This is a genomic window from Alicyclobacillus cycloheptanicus (assembly GCF_028751525.1).
Taxonomy (GTDB): Bacteria; Bacillota; Bacilli; order Alicyclobacillales; family Alicyclobacillaceae; genus Alicyclobacillus_L; species Alicyclobacillus_L cycloheptanicus.
Genome location: NZ_CP067097.1, coordinates 2,187,582 through 2,203,831 on the forward strand (window position 1 = coordinate 2,187,582; position 16,250 = coordinate 2,203,831).

Here is a 16,250-nt window from a genome sequence, read left to right on the forward strand (position 1 = left end):
CACCTCGTTCAGTCAAAATGATACCGTTTCTCGGCCAGCCGGAACATAGGCCGCCAGACAAAGTGGTTAATGAGCACCACGAACGCCGACATCACAATGAGGGCGACAATGAAATTCGCCCAGTGGTGTGCTGCGGCGGTTTCATCCAGAAAGGCACCAAGCCCTGATGCGGCGTGCACTTTGCTCTTCCAGACCACAAATTCCGCGAGAATGCTGGCGTTCCAGGCGCCGCCGCTGGCGGTCATGCACCCGGTCACCAGGTACGGGAAGACGCTGGGCAGCAGGAGGTGTTTCCAGCGTTCCCAACCGCGCAGCCCGAGGACCCGGGTGGCTTCCTTCAGGTCGTTCGGGATCGCCATTGCCCCGGCGATCACGCTGAACAAGATATACCACTGCGTACCCAGCATCATCAGCGGCACGGCGCCGATCTGAAAGCTGATGCCGACTGCGACGAAAATCATGGTGACGAGCGGATACAAGGTGTTCGTCGGAAAGGACGCGGCCATCTGAATCAGCGGCTGGGCGATGCGCGAAGCCTTAGGGTTGAGCCCAATCAGGATGCCCACCGGAACGGTCCACAAAATCGCGATGAAGGTGGAGGTCATCACCCGGAGCATCGTGAGGGCGCCAAGCCACACGATGTGGAGGATGTCCTGCAGTCCCAGATGGACAATTTCCACCACACCCATCGCGCCGTACACCGCCACCACCACGCAGAGTGCGCAAAACACACACCAGAGCACCGTTCGCCGGACCGCTCGCGTCCACGGCCTGCGCAAGACAGGGGTTGGTTCGCGCTTCGCAAGTCTTAACATCAACTGGTCGATGGCGCGAAACGCGGCGCCGAAGACCTGGGTGGAGACCCACTCCGCCAGGCGGGAACGGCGAAGAATTTGCAGGAACCACGATTTTGGCGCGTCGTCCGAACCACTGAAGTCCATCTTGAACTTCTGCGACCAGGCTACGATGGGGCGCCAGAACAGCTGGTCGACCAGCACGATGAGGAGCATCATGGTGATGACGCCGAGCACGACCGCGCGAACATTGCCCTCGTTGATGGCGGTGTAGATATAGGAACCGATGCCTGGCAGTTCGACCGTGTGGTTGTCGACGGACAGCGATTCACTGGCGGCCAGAAAGAACCAGCCGCCGCCAAACGACAGCATGCTGTTCCAGACCAGCCCGATCATGCTGTACGGCAGTTCCAAGCGGGTAAACCGGGCGTACGCGTCCAGCCGGACCATGTTCGACGCTTCCTGCAGTTCGCGCGGGATGGTGGAGACGGACTGGTAGAAGCTGAACGTCATGTTCCAGGCCTGCCCCGTAAAAATCGCAAAGATGGACGCACATTCGAGTCCCAGCAGGCTGTGCGGGAACAAAGCCATAAAGGCCGTGACGGTGGCGGAAAGAAAGCCCAGGACCGGGATGGATTGAAGAATATCCAGAATCGGCAGCATGATTTTTTGCGCGAATTTATACCGAGCAGCGGTTCGCCCGTAGATGAAAGTAAAGAGGAGTGAAAAAAAGAACGCGATGAACATGCGCAACAGCGAACGCGCCGCGTAATAAGGAAGCGACTGCCACGCCAGCGAGATATGCGGCTCGTCCTGAATGGAGAAGGGCACGTTCATTTCCGCTGTCAACCGCACCAATAGGTACAGAAGGGCAAAAATGAATACGCCAACGAGGCCGTCCGCCCATGAAATGCGCTGGATGGTCGGAAAACTGCCCCACATCCGTTTCAACGGCCTCACCTCCAGGTCAAGTCGCATCGAGATGGAGACGTGCGTCGATTCGCTGCGTGTGTTTGCGAGTCGATGCGCGTGTGTTGTGACCCCGTCATCCCGCCCCTGCCGCCGGCGGTGTCAAACCGCGCGAAGGCATGCCGAAAGCACGGCTGGCTGGGACCGGCCGGCAGATCCGCCTTCACTCTACCATGCCGATCCATCAGTGACAACCGCCATCCCTAACGATATGAAGCCAAACAGGCGATTGACACGCCATCCTGCCAGGTGATATAGTTACGCCAACAAATGAACCGCATACAGGTGTTGCAACTCTTATCCAGAGCGGCGGAGGGACTGGCCCGATGAAGCCCGGCAACCACCACGAGATTCGTGGAGAGGTGCCAATTCCTGCAGGACTTGCGTGTCCTGAAAGATGAGAGGAGCACACGCGTCGGGTCGACTCGTGTACCGCTCCTCTCAGGAGCGGTTTTTTCGTTGGGCACGCGCCCATCGGACGCCATTCTTTGGGCCGCGCGGCCACGCACATCCGCCAACGGCGCTGTGCGCTGCGCAAACTTTGCCAGAAGAAAAGGAGAGGAATCAGATGACCGAACGGAAATGGGGATTTGAGACCATCACGCTGCACGGGGGATTTAACGGGGACCCGGCAACCAACGCCGTGGCGGTGCCGATTTACCAGACTTCTTCGTACGCCTTCAACAACTCCGAACACGCGGCCAACCTGTTTGCGCTCAAGGAGCCCGGCAACATCTATACGCGCATCATGAACCCGACGCAGGACGTCTTTGAACAGCGCATCGCGGCGCTCGAAGGCGGCATCGGCGCTTTGGCGCTGTCGTCCGGCCAGGCCGCCATCACGCTGTCCATCCTCAACATCGCGGGTGCGGGCGACCACATCGTCAGCTCGTCCAACCTGTACGGGGGTACATACAACCTGTTGAACGTGACGCTGCGCAGAATCGGGATCGACGTGACGTTTGTTGATCCGGCTGACCTCGCAGCTGTAGAGGCCGCCATCCAGCCGAACACCAAGGCGGTCTATGCGGAAACCATCGGCAACCCGCGGATGGACGTCTTGGATATCGAGGCGTTTGCAGAGATTGCGCATCGGCACGGCGTGCCGCTGTTGATCGACAACACGTTTGCCTCGCCATACCTGTGCCGTCCGATTGAATTCGGAGCGGACATCGTGATTCACTCTGCGACAAAGTTTATCGGCGGCCATGGCACGTCCATTGGCGGCGTGATTGTGGACAGCGGCAAGTTCAACTGGGATAACGGGAAATTCCCGGGCCTCGTGGAACCGGATGAGAGCTATCACGGCGTGTCCTATGTCCGCGACGTCGGTGCACCTGCGTACATCATCAAGGCACGTGTGCAGCTGCTGCGCGACTTGGGACCGGCGATTGCACCGTTTAACTCGTTTTTGTTTCTCCAGGGACTGGAAACCCTGCCTCTGCGCATGGAGCGCCACTGCCAGAATGCGCAGGCGGTCGCGGAGTTCCTGGCAGCGCACAGTCAAGTCGAGTGGGTCCAGTACCCAGGCCTGTCGACCAGCCCATATCACGAGTTGGCGAAGAAGTACCTGCCCAAGGGCCAGGGGGCCATTTTGACGTTCGGCATTCGAGGCGGCCTCGAAGCTGGCGTCAAATTCATCGACAGCCTGGCGCTGTTCACGCACCTCGCCAACGTCGGCGATGCCAAGAGCCTGGTCATTCATCCAGCCAGCACCACGCATCAGCAGCTGTCGGCGGAAGAGCAGCTGGCGGCCGGCGTGACGCCAAACCTCGTGCGGCTGTCCATTGGGCTCGAAACGCTGGACGATATTCTGGAAGACCTCGATACGGCGCTCCAGGCAACAAAGCAGTCCGCCACCGCGTAAGGGTGCTGGATTTGTCATTCGAGCGTGATGCGACCATGAACCGTCAGCTTCTGGAACCGAGGGGAGGGATTGCGGGTGGAATCACATGCGGAAGTTCAGGAACGAGCGCTTGAACGACCGTTGACGCATCACGTCCGTCATACCATCCAACTCTCTTCATTCGCGTTCGAGTGCGGCGCTGTTCTTGAGGACGTGACGATTGCGTATGAAACGTGGGGGCGCCTGAACGCCGCGCGCGACAATGTCGTCGTGGTGTGCCACGCCCTCACGGGAGACGCGCATGCCGGGCCCGGGTCGCCGGACGGCTGGTGGGCCGATTTGATTGGGCCGGGGTGCGCCATCGATACGAACCGCTTTTTCGTCATCGCGAGCAATGTGCTCGGTGGATGCGCCGGATCGACCGGCCCGAGTTCACTGGCGCCGGACGGCACGCCCTATGCACTTCGCTTTCCGCTGGTGACGGTACGGGACATTGTGAATGCCCAGATTCGTCTCTTGGATGAACTGGGGGTGGGTCAGGTGCAGATGGTCATCGGCGGGTCGCTTGGCGGCATGCAAGTCTGGGAGTGGCCGCTGCTGGCGCCGGGGCGCGTGCGCTGTGCGGTCCCCATCGCCGCGCATGCTGCGTTCACGCCGATGGGCATTGGCTATAACGAGGCAATGCGTCAAGCCATCGTGTGTGACCCCAACTGGCATCAGGGGAATTATTACGGGCGGGGCGACGGGCCGCGGGCCGGGCTGGCGGCGGCGCGATCGATCGGCATGCTGACGTATCGCACGAACGACCTGTACCGCGCTCGCTTTGGCCGCGAGCCAGCTGAGCGCGCAAACAGCCGGACAGACGACGCGCTCTCCGTGTTTACCGAGCCCCAGTTTGCGGTGGAGTCCTACCTTCACTATCAGGGCAAGAAACTGAACGACCGGTTTGACGCAAACAGTTACCTGTACCTGACGCGCGCGATGGACACGCACGACATTGGCCGCGGCCGCGGCGGACTGGCGGCGGCGCTGCGGGCGTTCGGGGAGACGCGCTTATGTGTCATCGCGATTGACAGCGATTACCTATACGCCGCCTCCGACTTGCGAGAGACAGCTGAACTTGCGGTTCGGTGCGGTGTGGATTGTACCTATCGGGAGATGTCGTCGATATACGGACATGATGCATTTTTATTGGAACAAAGGCAACTCGGCGCACTGCTTGCCGAACTGGAAGGGGGCGTGTCCATTGAGCCGCACCGATTCCCTCGCGCTGCGGACTGATACGCCGTCGACACCGGCCGCTTCAGCGCCGCTTTCACCTCGCGGGGACTGTGCACTGCCGTCGCTCGGGCGCACTGTGACGACGGCCGTCCCCGACACCTTGCGGATCGGGCTGCTGGGGTGCGGTGTCGTCGGCGGCGGGGTGGTGGAGACGCTGCATCAGAATGCGCGGCACATTGAAGCAGAACACGGCGTTCGTCTGGACATCGTTCGGGCGGCGGTCCGCGACGTGCAGCGTGAGCGCTCTGTCCACGTTCGCCGGTCGTGGCTGTGCAGCGATTGGCGTGAGGTATGCGAGGCCGACGACGTCGACCTGGTCATTGAGGTGATGGGCGGGACGTCTCCGGCGCGGGAAGCGATTGCCACGGCGCTCACCCACGGGAAGCACGTGGTGACGGCCAACAAGCAGCTGCTCGCCGCTTGCGGCGTGGAACTCCAGGCCCTCGCAGCCACGGTCGACCGCCGCTTGCTGTTTGAGGCGAGTGTGCTCGGCGGGATCCCGGCGATTCACATCCTCCACACCTATTTTGGCGCCAACCGGATTCGCGCCTTGCGCGGCATTGTGAACGGCACGAGCAATTACATCCTGACCCAGATGGCAGACACGGGCCTGTCGTTTGCGGACGCACTGGCAGAAGCGCAGCGGCTGGGGTATGCGGAGGCGGACCCGTCTGCCGACGTGGAAGGGTACGATGCCCTCTACAAGCTGCAGATTCTGGCGCGCTGTGGTCTTCGCATCGATTTGCCGGAGGCTGCCGTAACGCGCGTCGGCATTATGGGGGTGACCTCGGCCGATTTGGCGGCGGCCAAACGCCTCGGCTGCAAAGTGAAGCACGTGGCGGAGGTGCGGCTGGCGGCGGACGGGCGCGTGTCGGCGCAGGTGGCGCCCGTGGTGGTGGCGCCGTCGGATCCGTTGTACGCGATTGACGGCGTGCAAAACGCCCTGGTGGTGACGGGCGATCTGGTCGGCGACTTGACGTTCGCGGGCCCGGGTGCGGGTGCTTGGCCGACCGCCAGCGCCATCGTGGAAGACGTGCTGAAGGTCATCAAGGCCGTGCCGGGGCACAGCTGACCGCCGCGCCGGCACGCCCGGGCGCGGCCCGGATCAGAGCGGGGCACGCTTCGGGCGGCTTTATGAGCCGTTCGCCGCGGGTGCGGCCGTCCCGTTGGCGCTCCCTTGCGGCGACGTGTTGGCGGTGTTGTTGACGGCGGCAGCCGCGGGCTTGAATTGGATATATCCCGTACGCCCGTCCGGGTTCACGTGCAGGGTCTGTGCTTGATAGAGCGTACCGTCCAGGTTGACCGCGCCCGCCACGGCAAAATTGGTCCCATCCGCCGCTCTGTGTCCGCTTGGATTGGCTTTGTATTGGTGCAGTGTCTTGCTGTTGTTGGTCAGCAGAACCACATAGTTCTGCTGATTGACTTTCGCGAGCGTCCAACTTTCCCCGTTGGTGCTCGGCACCCCCATCCCGACCGGGATCCGTACCGCATTGCCGACCTTCGTATAGTGGGCAGGCAGCGGCACCTCAGGTGTCGCTCGATGTTCGAACAAGAAGAACGCGACCACGATGAGCAGGGTGAACACCCAGCTTGAGTTGAATCCACCGCGCCGTCGGCCGCCTCTCCCTGTGTCTTGAGGACTTCCCATTCGTCTGTACAAGTGATGTCACCCCAGTATGTCAATGTTGCAGTGCAGATGGAACGGTGCCAGCACTTTCAGGGCTTCCGCAAACGCGCAGCCTGACTGTGCCCCGAATTCGCGCCCTTTGGCAGTGAGCACATGTTCATACACGGGCCATACGTTGTCCGGGAACTGGCTCTGATGGGCTCGGATGGCACTGAGTTTCCGCGCCCACGTCGCAGATACGTCAAACTGTGTATTCGGCGCCGCGGTAAACGCAAACGCAATCTGCTGCACATTGTGCGGCGACAGACCGTCCTCGAGTTGATCCGGGCTGATGTTCGGCATGCCGGCGAACAGAACTGCCGCCGCCGCGCATAAGCCGACCGTACGGTGGGCTGGATGGGATTCGTACGGCAGCCATGGGTCAATCGTGAAGACGGTGTCGGGCCGTGTCTTCCGGATGGCTCGAATCAGGTCCGCCTGCAGCGCAGCCTCCGGCAGCCACTGGGCGTCTGAATAGTCCAGCCAACGATAGTCACGCACGCCAATGTGTGCGCCAGCCGCGATTTGTTCCTGTCGGCGAATGGCGGCCAGTTCCGCCTCCTGCATGCGAACCGGCGTACCCGCGCTGCCGTCGGTGACAGTGAGGTAGGTGATGTGCGCGCCGTGATCGGCCAAGGCGGCCAAGGTTCCGCCGCAGGAGATGTCCATATCATCCGGATGAGGCTGAATGCACAGAATGTGCTTGGCCTTGTCCAAGGATGGGACGGGCACAATATCGAAAATGGACAATGTAGGGTCCTCCTTGCATGTCGCTTTCTGTCTCATGATAGCATGCACAGCGCAGGGTTTCGAACTGTCATTTGGCCGTCTCTCTGAATCGTGCTACACTCTTTAATAGACGAAATATATCCTGCAGATTGTCCGCACCCCATTCGGACAGTCGACCGTTCAGAGGCGATTGGAATGATACCGTTATCACAAGTGCAGAGTTTACCCCAAATGCTGGCCCGCTCCGTGGACAGCTACGAAACGAAAAGCGCCCTGCTCAACCCGAATACAGTTGGCGGCTACGATGCCTGGACGTATGCGGAGCTGTGGCGCGATGTTCGGAACGTCGCCTGCCACCTTGCCGATCGCGGTGTCGAGCATGGCGACCGGGTGGGCATCCTGGCCGAGACGAGCGCATGGTGGGCCATCGCCGACTTTGCCATCATGAGTCTCGGTGCGGTGGTCGTGCCCATCTATCCGAGCCTGACCCCGGTTCAAGTCGAGTACAATGCACACCAATCCGGGATGAAGGGGCTGTTCGTGCAAAATCAGAAGCAGTTGAAAAAGCTGGTGGAGCTGCCGGCGGACGCCCTGCCGGAACTGCGGTTTCTGGTGCTGTTCGAGTCTACCCTCGATGACAAGGGGGAGTGGCTGCTGGCGGAAGCAGAGCGGCGCTGGCAGGTGGATTTGTTCGATGACTGGAGACAGACCGATGCAGGATTGGACGATGCCGCGTTCAGAGAACGACTGCAGTCCATCCACCGCGATGACCTTGCGACCATCGTCTACACGTCGGGAACCACCGGACTGCCGAAGGGAACCATGCTGACGCACGGCAACCTGCTCGCGAATGTGGAAGGCATCAGGGAAATTGTGCGGGTTGAACCTACCGACCGGTCGTTATCGTACCTTCCGCTGTCGCACATTTTCGAACGAACGGCCGGTCAATTCGTCGCCCTGGAAGCAGGCTCGACCATCGCCTACTCGCGCGGTTTTGATTTCATTGCCGAAGATTTTCGGCGGATGCCGCCCACGGTGTTTACCACCGTGCCGCGGCTGCTGGAGAAAGTGCAAGAACAGGTGATGCGCAATGTCGAACAAGGCGGGGCGTTCAAACGCTGGCTGTTCCGCCGCGCCCTGGCTTGTGGAACGGCTGCACGCGTGGAAGGCCGCCCCGTGTCGGCTGCCAAGCTCCAGTTTTACGACCGCGTGGTGTTTGAGAAGATTCGGCAGGCGACTGGTGGTCAGCTGCGAATGATTATCTCCGGGGGCGCACCGCTGCCACCCTACGTTGGAAGGTTTTTCGCCGCAGTCGGCTTTACGGTCGTGGAAGGGTACGGCATGACCGAGACCTCCCCCGTGGTGTCGGTCAATCCGCCGGAAGCGCCGCGCCTTGGCACGGCGGGCAAGGTGCTGTCAAACGTGGAAGCCCGCATCGCAGAAGACGGCGAACTCCTCGTTCGCGGGCCCAGTGTCATGGTTGGCTACTATGATGACGCGGCGGCCACGGCGGAGGCATTCACGCCAGACGGCTGGCTGCACACCGGTGACATTGCGGAGCTGACACCCGACGGTTATTTGCGAATCACCGACCGTAAAAAGAATCTCATTGTGCTGTCGACTGGGAAGAAGGTCGTTCCGGCCGCCATTGAGGTGGAAATTCTGAAGGACCCGTACATTGACCAGGTGATGCTGATTGGGCAGGGCCGCAAATACGTCAGCGCCATCGTGGTGCCGAACGAAGCCATGTTGAAAACGCTGCGCACGACCGCCGCAGGTCAGACCAGCGCAGCCGCAGCCAGCGAGTCAGCGAGCGCATCATCGGCGGAATCGGGGTCCCTGGAGGCGTTCCTGCTCAAGCGGATTCAAGAAGCTACAGCGGGCTTCGCACGATTCGAACAGCCCAAAAAGGTACTCATCGCCAAAGAACCCTTCACCGTTGAGAACGGCCAACTGACCCCTTCCCTCAAGGTCCGGGTCAAGGACGTGCTCAAGGTGTACGAGCAGGAAATCGAAGCGTTGTACGCCGAGTAGGGAGGCATGGTGCGGAAAATCGCGGCGTGATACGCGGCAGCGGCGGTGCGGTGGTCATGGCACAGGTCGTCCCACGGTCCCGCATGCGCCGCCGCCGCGCACGCTCGATGTGACTACCGCTGCGTCCGGCCAATCATCTGCAGAAATTCGCTGCGCAGCTGGTAGTTGTTGCGGTACTCCCCGCAGGATGCAAGGGTTGTGGTTTTCGATCCCGGCTTTTTCACGCCGCGCGCGCACATGCAGGTGTGTTCCGCTTCGACCAGTGCGATGACGCCTGCAGGCTCCAGCACCTTCTGAATGGTGTTCACGATTTGTTCGGTCATCCGCTCCTGAACCTGGAGCCGATGGCTGAGCGCGTCCACGAGCCGCGCGATTTTGCTGATGCCCACGATTTTCTTGGAAGGCAGGTAGGCGACGTGCGCGGTTCCGAAGAACGGAACCATGTGATGCTCGCACAGGCTGTAAAACGTGATGTCCGAGACAATCACCGGACCTTCCGCCGCTTCTTCAAACGTCGTATTCAGCACATCCTCCGGGTTGACGTGCATGCCCGCCAGGAGTTCCTCCAACATTTTGGCGACCCGCATCGGTGTATCGAGCAAGCCGTCCCGCGTGATATCTTCACCCGATAGTTTCAGGATTTCCTGCACATGGTAGGCAATCTCGGATCGCTGCTGAAGCGACGCGTCCAAGACTTCCGGCGATGATGGTTGCTGCAACATGGTACGGCCTCCTTTGCTGCCAAGATCATACCTGTCGATAGAAAACGATCTTTGCTCTATTATAGTACCATGGCTATCAAAGCCCCGCTGACAGAACCGATGGAACAGATGGAGGGGGCGTGCCAGCAGTGCCGAAACGTGTAAATGGGGCGGCTTCATCGCCGAACATTGATGAAGCTACGCTGCTTCGCGGACTGAATCCAGAGCAACGGCAAGCTGTCCTGACCACGGAGGGGCCGCTTTTGGTCGTAGCAGGGGCGGGATCGGGTAAGACCAGCGTTCTCACCCGGCGCATTGCCTACCTGATTGGGGTGCGCAATGTACCGGTCCACCAAATTCTTGCGATTACCTTTACCAATAAAGCAGCCCGCGAAATGCGCGAGCGCCTGATGCAGCTGGTCGGAGACAAGGCGCAGGACCTGTGGATGGGTACCTTCCACAGCATCGCGGTGAAGATTCTTCGCCGGGAAGCAGAGCGGCTTGGCTACACATCCTCATTCACCATTCTGGATTCGGATGACCAAAACAACGCGATTCAACAGGCGATGGTCGACTTGAACTACGACCTGAAGAAGTTTGACGCGCGTGCCATTCAATCGGTCATCTCCCGGTGGAAGAATGAGCTGCGGGGGCCGAAGCAAACGGTTGCGGCCAAGCACGCGAAGAACTTGAATGAAGCCATCGCGGCCGATGTCTACGAAATTTATCAATCCCGGTTGTTTGCGGCAAACGCCATGGATTTCGACGACCTCATCGTCAATGCGGTGCAATTGTTCGAACAGCACCAGGACATCCGTGCCCACTATCAGGCCAAATTTCAGTATGTGCACGTGGATGAGTATCAGGATACCAACCTGGCACAATACCGCCTGATTCGGCTGATATCGGATGCGTCCCGCAACATCTGCGCGGTCGGCGACTCTGACCAGGCCATTTACGCGTGGCGCGGTGCCGACATCAGCAACATCCTGAATTTCGAGCGCGACTATCCGGATGCGACCATCATTACCCTGGAGACCAACTACCGGTCGACCAGCATGATTCTGGAAGCGGCGAATGCGGTCATCCGGAACAACACGCGCCGGAAGGAAAAGAACCTCCGCTCGGTCCGGGGCGAGGGGCAGCCGCTCGTCGTCTGTGCGTTGACGGACGGAGATGACGAGGCGCGTTACGTCGCAGAGCAAATTCAACGCCATGTCGCGGACGGCGGGGCGTACGGCGACTGCGCAGTGCTGTACCGGGCCAACGCGCAGTCGCGGGCGATTGAAGAAGCCTTCATGGCACAGGCGATTCCATATACGATTGTCGGGGGACTCACCTTCTACGATCGGCGGGAAATCAAGGACGTCTTTGCGTATCTGCGAACGCTCGCGAACCCGCGCGACGAAATCTCGCTGCTGCGGGTCATCAATACGCCGAAGCGTGGTCTCGGTCCTGGCGCTGTCCGCAAGCTGCTGGATTTTGCGCACCAGGAGGAAGTCACGCTGCTTGAGGCGCTGGGCCGCGGTGCCGAAGCGGGCCTCGCGGGGGATGCTGCCGCGAACGCGAAGCAGTTTCACGACACCATGGTGGAACTGATGGACTGGATGGAGGGCATGCCGGTTTCCGAGTTTCTGGCGGAAGTGCTGCATGCCACCGGCTATCGGGCGATGTACGCAGAGAGCAGCAAAAAAGAGGACCAGCAGCGTCTGGAGAATATTGATGAGCTGTTCAGCGTGACCCAGTCGTTCGACAAGCGGCGCGGCGGCACCTTGCTGGAGTTTCTCGCTGAGGTGTCGCTGCTTTCGGATGTGGACAAGGAAAAAGGCAAGCCGGAAAACGCCGTTCGGCTGATGACCCTGCATGCCAGCAAGGGATTGGAATTCCCGGTGGTGTTTTTGATTGGCATGGAGGAGTCCATCTTTCCGCACGCGCGTTCCCTGGATGACGACCAGCGGCTGGAGGAAGAGCGCAATTTGTGTTACGTCGGCATCACGCGCGCGAAAGACCACCTCCACCTGACCTACTGCACGGAGCGGACACTGTATGGACAGGTTTCTGTGCGGGAGCCGTCCAGGTTTTTGGCGGAATTGCCGGAAACCCACATCCAGCGGTTGAATTTGACGAACGAGGTGTTGTACGATTGGCGCCCTGGCGATCACATTCGCCATCCTCAGTACGGCGAGGGCGTGGTGCTGTCCGTCCGGGAGGTGCCGGTCCAGCGCGCAGGCGAGGGGCAGCGTGACAACCCTGACGCAGCGAATGCGCCGGTGCAGACCGAGACGCACCTGGAAGTCATGTTTCATCCGTCGGTCGGGATCAAAACCTTCCCGAAGCGCTATGCCCGCCCCGTCAAGGCGCAGGAGACAGCTTCGGCGTCCTTGTGATTTACTTCATGGCTGCACTACACTAGAATACGACATAAGTGCACGCACATCGGCGTAGGGGGACGGTTTCTTTGTTGCGATGGATCATTCCGTTAATCATTCTTATCGTGCTTGCTGGTTTATACGTCTGGATGTTTCTCTATGCGCGCAAGCGGCAGAAAGCATTTGAGGCACAGTACAACGCTGCGAAAGAGCGGCGCGACGTCTTTGTGCTGAGCAAGCGCATTGTGAAAGAAAAGGGGCAGACACGGCTGACCCGCTTTGCAAAGTTCAAGACCTACCAGGTCATCGGACGAATCACCGTTTCACAGGCCATCCGCGGTGTGCAGATGAACAAGGCGCAGAATGTGACGTTCCGGACGACCAAGTCGGAGTACGACAAGATTCAGCCCAATCATCGGTACAAGATGGACGTTGCGGGGAATTACATTGGCTACGTCGTCGCGCCGGTGCAAAAAGGCAAAACCAAAACCACCCCACAATCCCAGTCCGGGCAGCGTTCCTGGTTTCGGCGCCGCAGCGCGGAGCCGCAAAAGCCGACCAAGGCCGGTAAGTCGAAGTGAGATCGTCTTTCGAAGGTTCGGGCGGCCTCGGGCACCCCTGTTAGACGTGATCTGGTAGACGGCCTTTTGTGGACGACCTTTTGTGGACGACCTTTTGTGGACGGCCTGTTGTGGACGGCCGCTTTTCGCGCAAGTGATGACATTCACCCAGCCTGGTGCATAGGCTGATGCTGAACGCACGACTCGTGCACCAGGGAGGTCATCGCTCATGCAACGCAGGAAGAAGGGACGTGTGCCTGCAACGAAAACCCGCAGGCCTTCGACAGGACGCCAGGCGAAAGGCAAACCGCGCAACCGCCCGCAGGCCGGCACGGAAGAAGCCGTCACGTTGTCTTATCGGCCGCGGACGCCAGAAGACGACGCATACATCGTTCAGCTCACGGAAGAACAGCTGGGCACCGTTCATCAACAAGCCTTTCGCGAACCGTTTCCCCGTGATCAGTTTTTGCGCTACATTCAGTCTGGCGCACCCACCTTTTTGATTGAACGAAATGGGAAGCGAATTGGGTACTATTCTTATCTCATTGGCCCGGATGCAAAAATGCACATCGGGGCGATGGTGGTGGAGCCGAACTACCAATCGGACGGCATCGGCACAAAGGTGATGCAGAAGCTGGAAGAGGATGCCCAGCGCGCGGGTGTGCAGGTGATGGAGGTCTTTGTGCAGAATTCGAACGAACGAAGCATGGCCTTCACGCGCAAGCTCGGGTTTCAGGAAGTCTTTCGGATCGATGAAAACACGGTGTGCTTCCAGAAGCGCGTACCGCCCTTGCCGGGAACGCCTGGCATGGCTCCGCCTGGGCAGCCACCGGTGCCGCCGCAGCCGATTGGCTGGTTTGGATGAGGGGAGAGGGTCAAAGCAGGATGCTTCGCATCTGTCTTTGGCCCTTTTTCAATGTCAATCCGCCACCGTCCAGCACACTTCTCAAACGGAGGACGGATACTTTGGACAAGCATGTGCCATGGGCAGGCAATGAAGCCCGCGAAGGCGATGACGCGCGTAAAGGCGATGACGCGCGTAAAGACGATGAATCACGGTCCCATCCGGACGGGCTTCGCCGCTGTAAATGGGTCACGGACGAGCTGCTTCGCGACTACCACGATAGAGAATGGGGCCGCCCGCCAACCACGGATGCCCGGTGGTTTGAATTGGTCGTCCTCGAAACGTTTCAGGCCGGCTTAAGCTGGCGCACCATCCTGCACAAACGGGACGCGTTCCGCCGTGCATTCTGCGACTTCGACATCACGACGGTCGCCTCGTTTGGCGCCGACGATGTTCTGCGGCTGCTGGAGGACGAAGGGATTGTCCGACATCGGCGCAAAATCGAGGCTGCGATTGACAATGCACGCATCGTACAGCGTCTGACAGAGCAACACGGGTCACTGGGGGCGTATCTGCAGTCGCTTCCTCCGGATGAAGTGCTCATCAGGCTGCAAAAAACGTTTCGCTTTGTGGGCAAAACGACGGCCGAAAGCATCGCATATGCCAGCGGGCTGGCGGCACCGCCGCACGATGCGGAATGTTGGATGACCCGCGCGAATCTTGCGGATGGCTCGGTGACTCCTGCGAACGCAGCGGCAGGTTCAGGTTCTTCTGCGGTCTCCAAACAACAGTGAAATACAGTACAGCCCAGCCAGTCCGATGATGACGTAAATGATTCGGCTCACCATGCTGGTCGTTCCATTGAACGCGGCTGCCACCACGTCGTAATTGAACAATCCTACCAACAGCCAATTGATCGCGCCGACGATGACCAACACCAACGCCGTTCGACTCATGACACCGCCTCCTTTCGGCAACAGTATGCACGGCGAACCCAGGAATTATTGCCGGCCGCCGTCACGAGCCGAGTCGAGGAGGCCTGGTGGTTGTTGGCTGGCGTTCAAGGGTGCATCTGCGGGTTGCCCCGGCGATCCCGGCTGACGATGCGACGGTGCCGCAACTTCGGCGCTGCTCGCTGCAGCATCCGTGTGCGTCGCCGCTGGCAGGCGCTGTTCGAACCACGCCTGCATTTCGTTTAATTGGTGACGAATGGACTCCAGCTGACTCAGTTGCGCACGTGCCTCACGCAGTTCCTGCAGCACCGCCTGATAGTCGGGGGGAGCGGGCATGCGACGGGTGCGAAGAACCCTGCGCTGACCCTGCGGCGTGGGAATACGCTTCAAGTGACGGACTTTTGGCCTGTGCCCCGGTTTCGATCGCGATCGCCCCACCGGCCTCTGCGCCCTTGGCTTGGCCCCTGGCTTAGCGGACTCAGGCTTGCCGCGCACGGGCGGCGGAGTTTCCATCAACCCTGTCTGCTGCCCCTCGACACGCTCCCGTGCTTCGTTCCATGCCTTGAGGATCATCGGGATCCACTGGAGACGTTCCAGTCGCTTCATTCGGAGCCCGTCCTTTCCACACCAGATTTCGGATAGTTCATCCTATGGTTTCATCGAGGCCATCGGCACACCTTTCTTCCATGAACCCCATCACCGCCCGACGACCGTGGGATGGAACCGCAGGGCGGAGCGCAGGGAGGGAGGTGGAACGAAGGCGTGAAACCGCGAGGCGGGAGTTGGGGAGTTGGGGAGTTGGGGCGAGAACGCTCGCCGGCAGGTACGTGCGGATGCCTGCCCCTTGCAGGAATTGCGGTGTGTGGGGTATGCTAAAGGCGATGAAGGAGGTGCGACGATGACCGTTGAAGTGCGAATTGAAGATCGCATCCAGGAAGCGCTGGAACAAATCCGCGAAGCCATCCAGCAAGATGGCGGGGATGTGGAGTTTGTTTCCTATGATAATGAATCGCGAACGGCTTACGTTGCGCTGACAGGTTCCTGTGTTGGGTGCCCGGCTAGCATTATGACCCTGAAAATGGGCGTTGAACGGGCGATTAAGCACGCGGTGCCTGAGGTGGAATTCGTAGAGGCGTACTAATCGCATTTTGGTTTACAGATATGAAACGCGGCTCTGATGGCCGCGTTTTTCTATATGATGCGATGATACCGCGGGGTGGCAGGTGCGGCCGGGCGGGGTGGCAGGTGCGGCCAGGCGGGGTGGCAGGTGCGGCCAAGCGGGGTGGCAGGCGCTAAGGAACCAAACCTGCCTTAAGCGGCCGGGATCCGGCATGGAGGCTGAGGATTAGGGCGTGTTTTCTGCCATATGGGTGGTGTGCCGGAGCGGGGTGGCAGGTGCTAAGGAACCAAACCTGCCTAAAGCGGCCGGGATCTGGCATGGAGGCTGAGGGTTAGGGCGTGTTTTCTGCCTTATGGGTGGTGTGCCGGAGCGGGGTGGCAGGTG

General features: G+C 60.1%; 15 protein-coding genes and 1 riboswitch. Of the genes, 9 read left to right on the forward strand and 6 right to left on the reverse strand.

Features of this window, described 5'->3' with window-relative positions:
• Positions 1 to 8: 8 nt before the first annotated feature.
• The gene (locus JI721_RS10065; protein ID WP_274457788.1) at positions 9 to 1,736 is read right to left on the reverse strand and encodes an ABC transporter permease; all 1,728 of its coding nucleotides are present in this window, start codon (positions 1,734 to 1,736) and stop codon (positions 9 to 11) included.
• 321 nt (positions 1,737 to 2,057) lie between these two features.
• A riboswitch (SAM riboswitch) is annotated at positions 2,058 to 2,167 on the forward strand.
• A gap of 164 nt (positions 2,168 to 2,331) precedes the next feature.
• Between JI721_RS10065 and JI721_RS10070 the strand changes: the two genes are divergently transcribed.
• From JI721_RS10070 to JI721_RS10080, 3 genes are all read left to right on the forward strand, one after another.
• The gene (locus tag JI721_RS10070) at positions 2,332 to 3,630 is read left to right on the forward strand and encodes a homocysteine synthase (RefSeq protein ID WP_274454752.1); all 1,299 of its coding nucleotides are present in this window, start codon (positions 2,332 to 2,334) and stop codon (positions 3,628 to 3,630) included.
• Between the two features lie 75 nt (positions 3,631 to 3,705).
• The gene (gene metX, locus JI721_RS10075; protein WP_274454753.1) at positions 3,706 to 4,890 is read left to right on the forward strand and encodes a homoserine O-acetyltransferase MetX; all 1,185 of its coding nucleotides are present in this window, start codon (positions 3,706 to 3,708) and stop codon (positions 4,888 to 4,890) included.
• Entirely contained in the window at positions 4,856 to 5,962 is a 1,107-nt protein-coding gene (locus JI721_RS10080) for a homoserine dehydrogenase (RefSeq protein ID WP_274454754.1), read from the forward strand. Before metX ends, JI721_RS10080 begins: the two co-directional genes overlap by 35 nt.
• Before the next feature lie 60 nt (positions 5,963 to 6,022).
• Here the strand turns inward: JI721_RS10080 and JI721_RS10085 are convergent, their stop codons facing one another.
• Both JI721_RS10085 and JI721_RS10090 read right to left on the reverse strand, forming a co-directional pair.
• A complete protein-coding gene (locus JI721_RS10085) occupies positions 6,023 to 6,550 on the reverse strand; it encodes a hypothetical protein (protein ID WP_274454755.1) in 528 nt (175 codons plus the stop codon).
• 6 nt (positions 6,551 to 6,556) lie between these two features.
• The gene (locus JI721_RS10090; RefSeq protein ID WP_274454756.1) at positions 6,557 to 7,306 is read right to left on the reverse strand and encodes a PIG-L deacetylase family protein; all 750 of its coding nucleotides are present in this window, start codon (positions 7,304 to 7,306) and stop codon (positions 6,557 to 6,559) included.
• Between the two features lie 174 nt (positions 7,307 to 7,480).
• Between JI721_RS10090 and JI721_RS10095 the strand changes: the two genes are divergently transcribed.
• Positions 7,481 to 9,319: an AMP-dependent synthetase/ligase gene (locus tag JI721_RS10095; RefSeq protein ID WP_274454757.1), complete on the forward strand. Its 1,839-nt coding sequence runs from the start codon at positions 7,481 to 7,483 to the stop codon at positions 9,317 to 9,319.
• A 113-nt stretch (positions 9,320 to 9,432) separates the two neighbouring features.
• On the opposite strand, the gene folE is transcribed toward JI721_RS10095, so the two are convergent.
• Complete coding sequence (gene folE / locus JI721_RS10100) at positions 9,433 to 10,041, reverse strand: GTP cyclohydrolase I FolE (RefSeq protein WP_274454758.1); 609 nt, start codon at positions 10,039 to 10,041, stop codon at positions 9,433 to 9,435.
• 128 nt (positions 10,042 to 10,169) lie between these two features.
• Here folE and JI721_RS10105 point away from each other — a divergent pair, with 128 nt between their 5' ends.
• The 4 genes from JI721_RS10105 (at position 10,170) to JI721_RS10120 (ending at position 14,587) form a co-directional block, all read left to right on the forward strand.
• On the forward strand, positions 10,170 to 12,407 hold the full coding sequence (locus JI721_RS10105; protein WP_274454759.1) for an ATP-dependent helicase: 2,238 nt from the start codon (positions 10,170 to 10,172) through the stop codon (positions 12,405 to 12,407).
• Between the two features lie 71 nt (positions 12,408 to 12,478).
• The gene (locus tag JI721_RS10110) at positions 12,479 to 12,970 is read left to right on the forward strand and encodes a hypothetical protein (RefSeq protein WP_274454760.1); all 492 of its coding nucleotides are present in this window, start codon (positions 12,479 to 12,481) and stop codon (positions 12,968 to 12,970) included.
• A 208-nt stretch (positions 12,971 to 13,178) separates the two neighbouring features.
• Positions 13,179 to 13,814 carry a GNAT family N-acetyltransferase gene (locus JI721_RS10115; RefSeq protein WP_274454761.1) on the forward strand — a complete coding sequence of 212 codons (636 nt, stop codon included), beginning with the start codon at positions 13,179 to 13,181 and terminating at the stop codon, positions 13,812 to 13,814.
• A 101-nt stretch (positions 13,815 to 13,915) separates the two neighbouring features.
• Positions 13,916 to 14,587: a DNA-3-methyladenine glycosylase I gene (locus tag JI721_RS10120; protein ID WP_274454762.1), complete on the forward strand. Its 672-nt coding sequence runs from the start codon at positions 13,916 to 13,918 to the stop codon at positions 14,585 to 14,587.
• On the opposite strand, the gene JI721_RS10125 is transcribed toward JI721_RS10120, so the two are convergent.
• Both JI721_RS10125 and JI721_RS10130 read right to left on the reverse strand, forming a co-directional pair.
• Positions 14,555 to 14,749 (reverse strand): DUF378 domain-containing protein, encoded by a 195-nt coding sequence (locus JI721_RS10125; protein WP_274454763.1) that lies wholly within the window; start codon positions 14,747 to 14,749, stop codon positions 14,555 to 14,557. The genes JI721_RS10120 and JI721_RS10125 overlap by 33 nt on opposite strands.
• 45 nt (positions 14,750 to 14,794) lie before the next feature.
• Entirely contained in the window at positions 14,795 to 15,352 is a 558-nt protein-coding gene (locus JI721_RS10130) for a hypothetical protein (RefSeq protein WP_274454764.1), read from the reverse strand.
• A gap of 292 nt (positions 15,353 to 15,644) precedes the next feature.
• Between JI721_RS10130 and JI721_RS10135 the strand changes: the two genes are divergently transcribed.
• Positions 15,645 to 15,887, forward strand: a complete 243-nt coding sequence (locus tag JI721_RS10135; protein WP_274454765.1) for a NifU family protein — start codon at positions 15,645 to 15,647, stop codon at positions 15,885 to 15,887.
• Positions 15,888 to 16,250 lie beyond the last annotated feature (363 nt).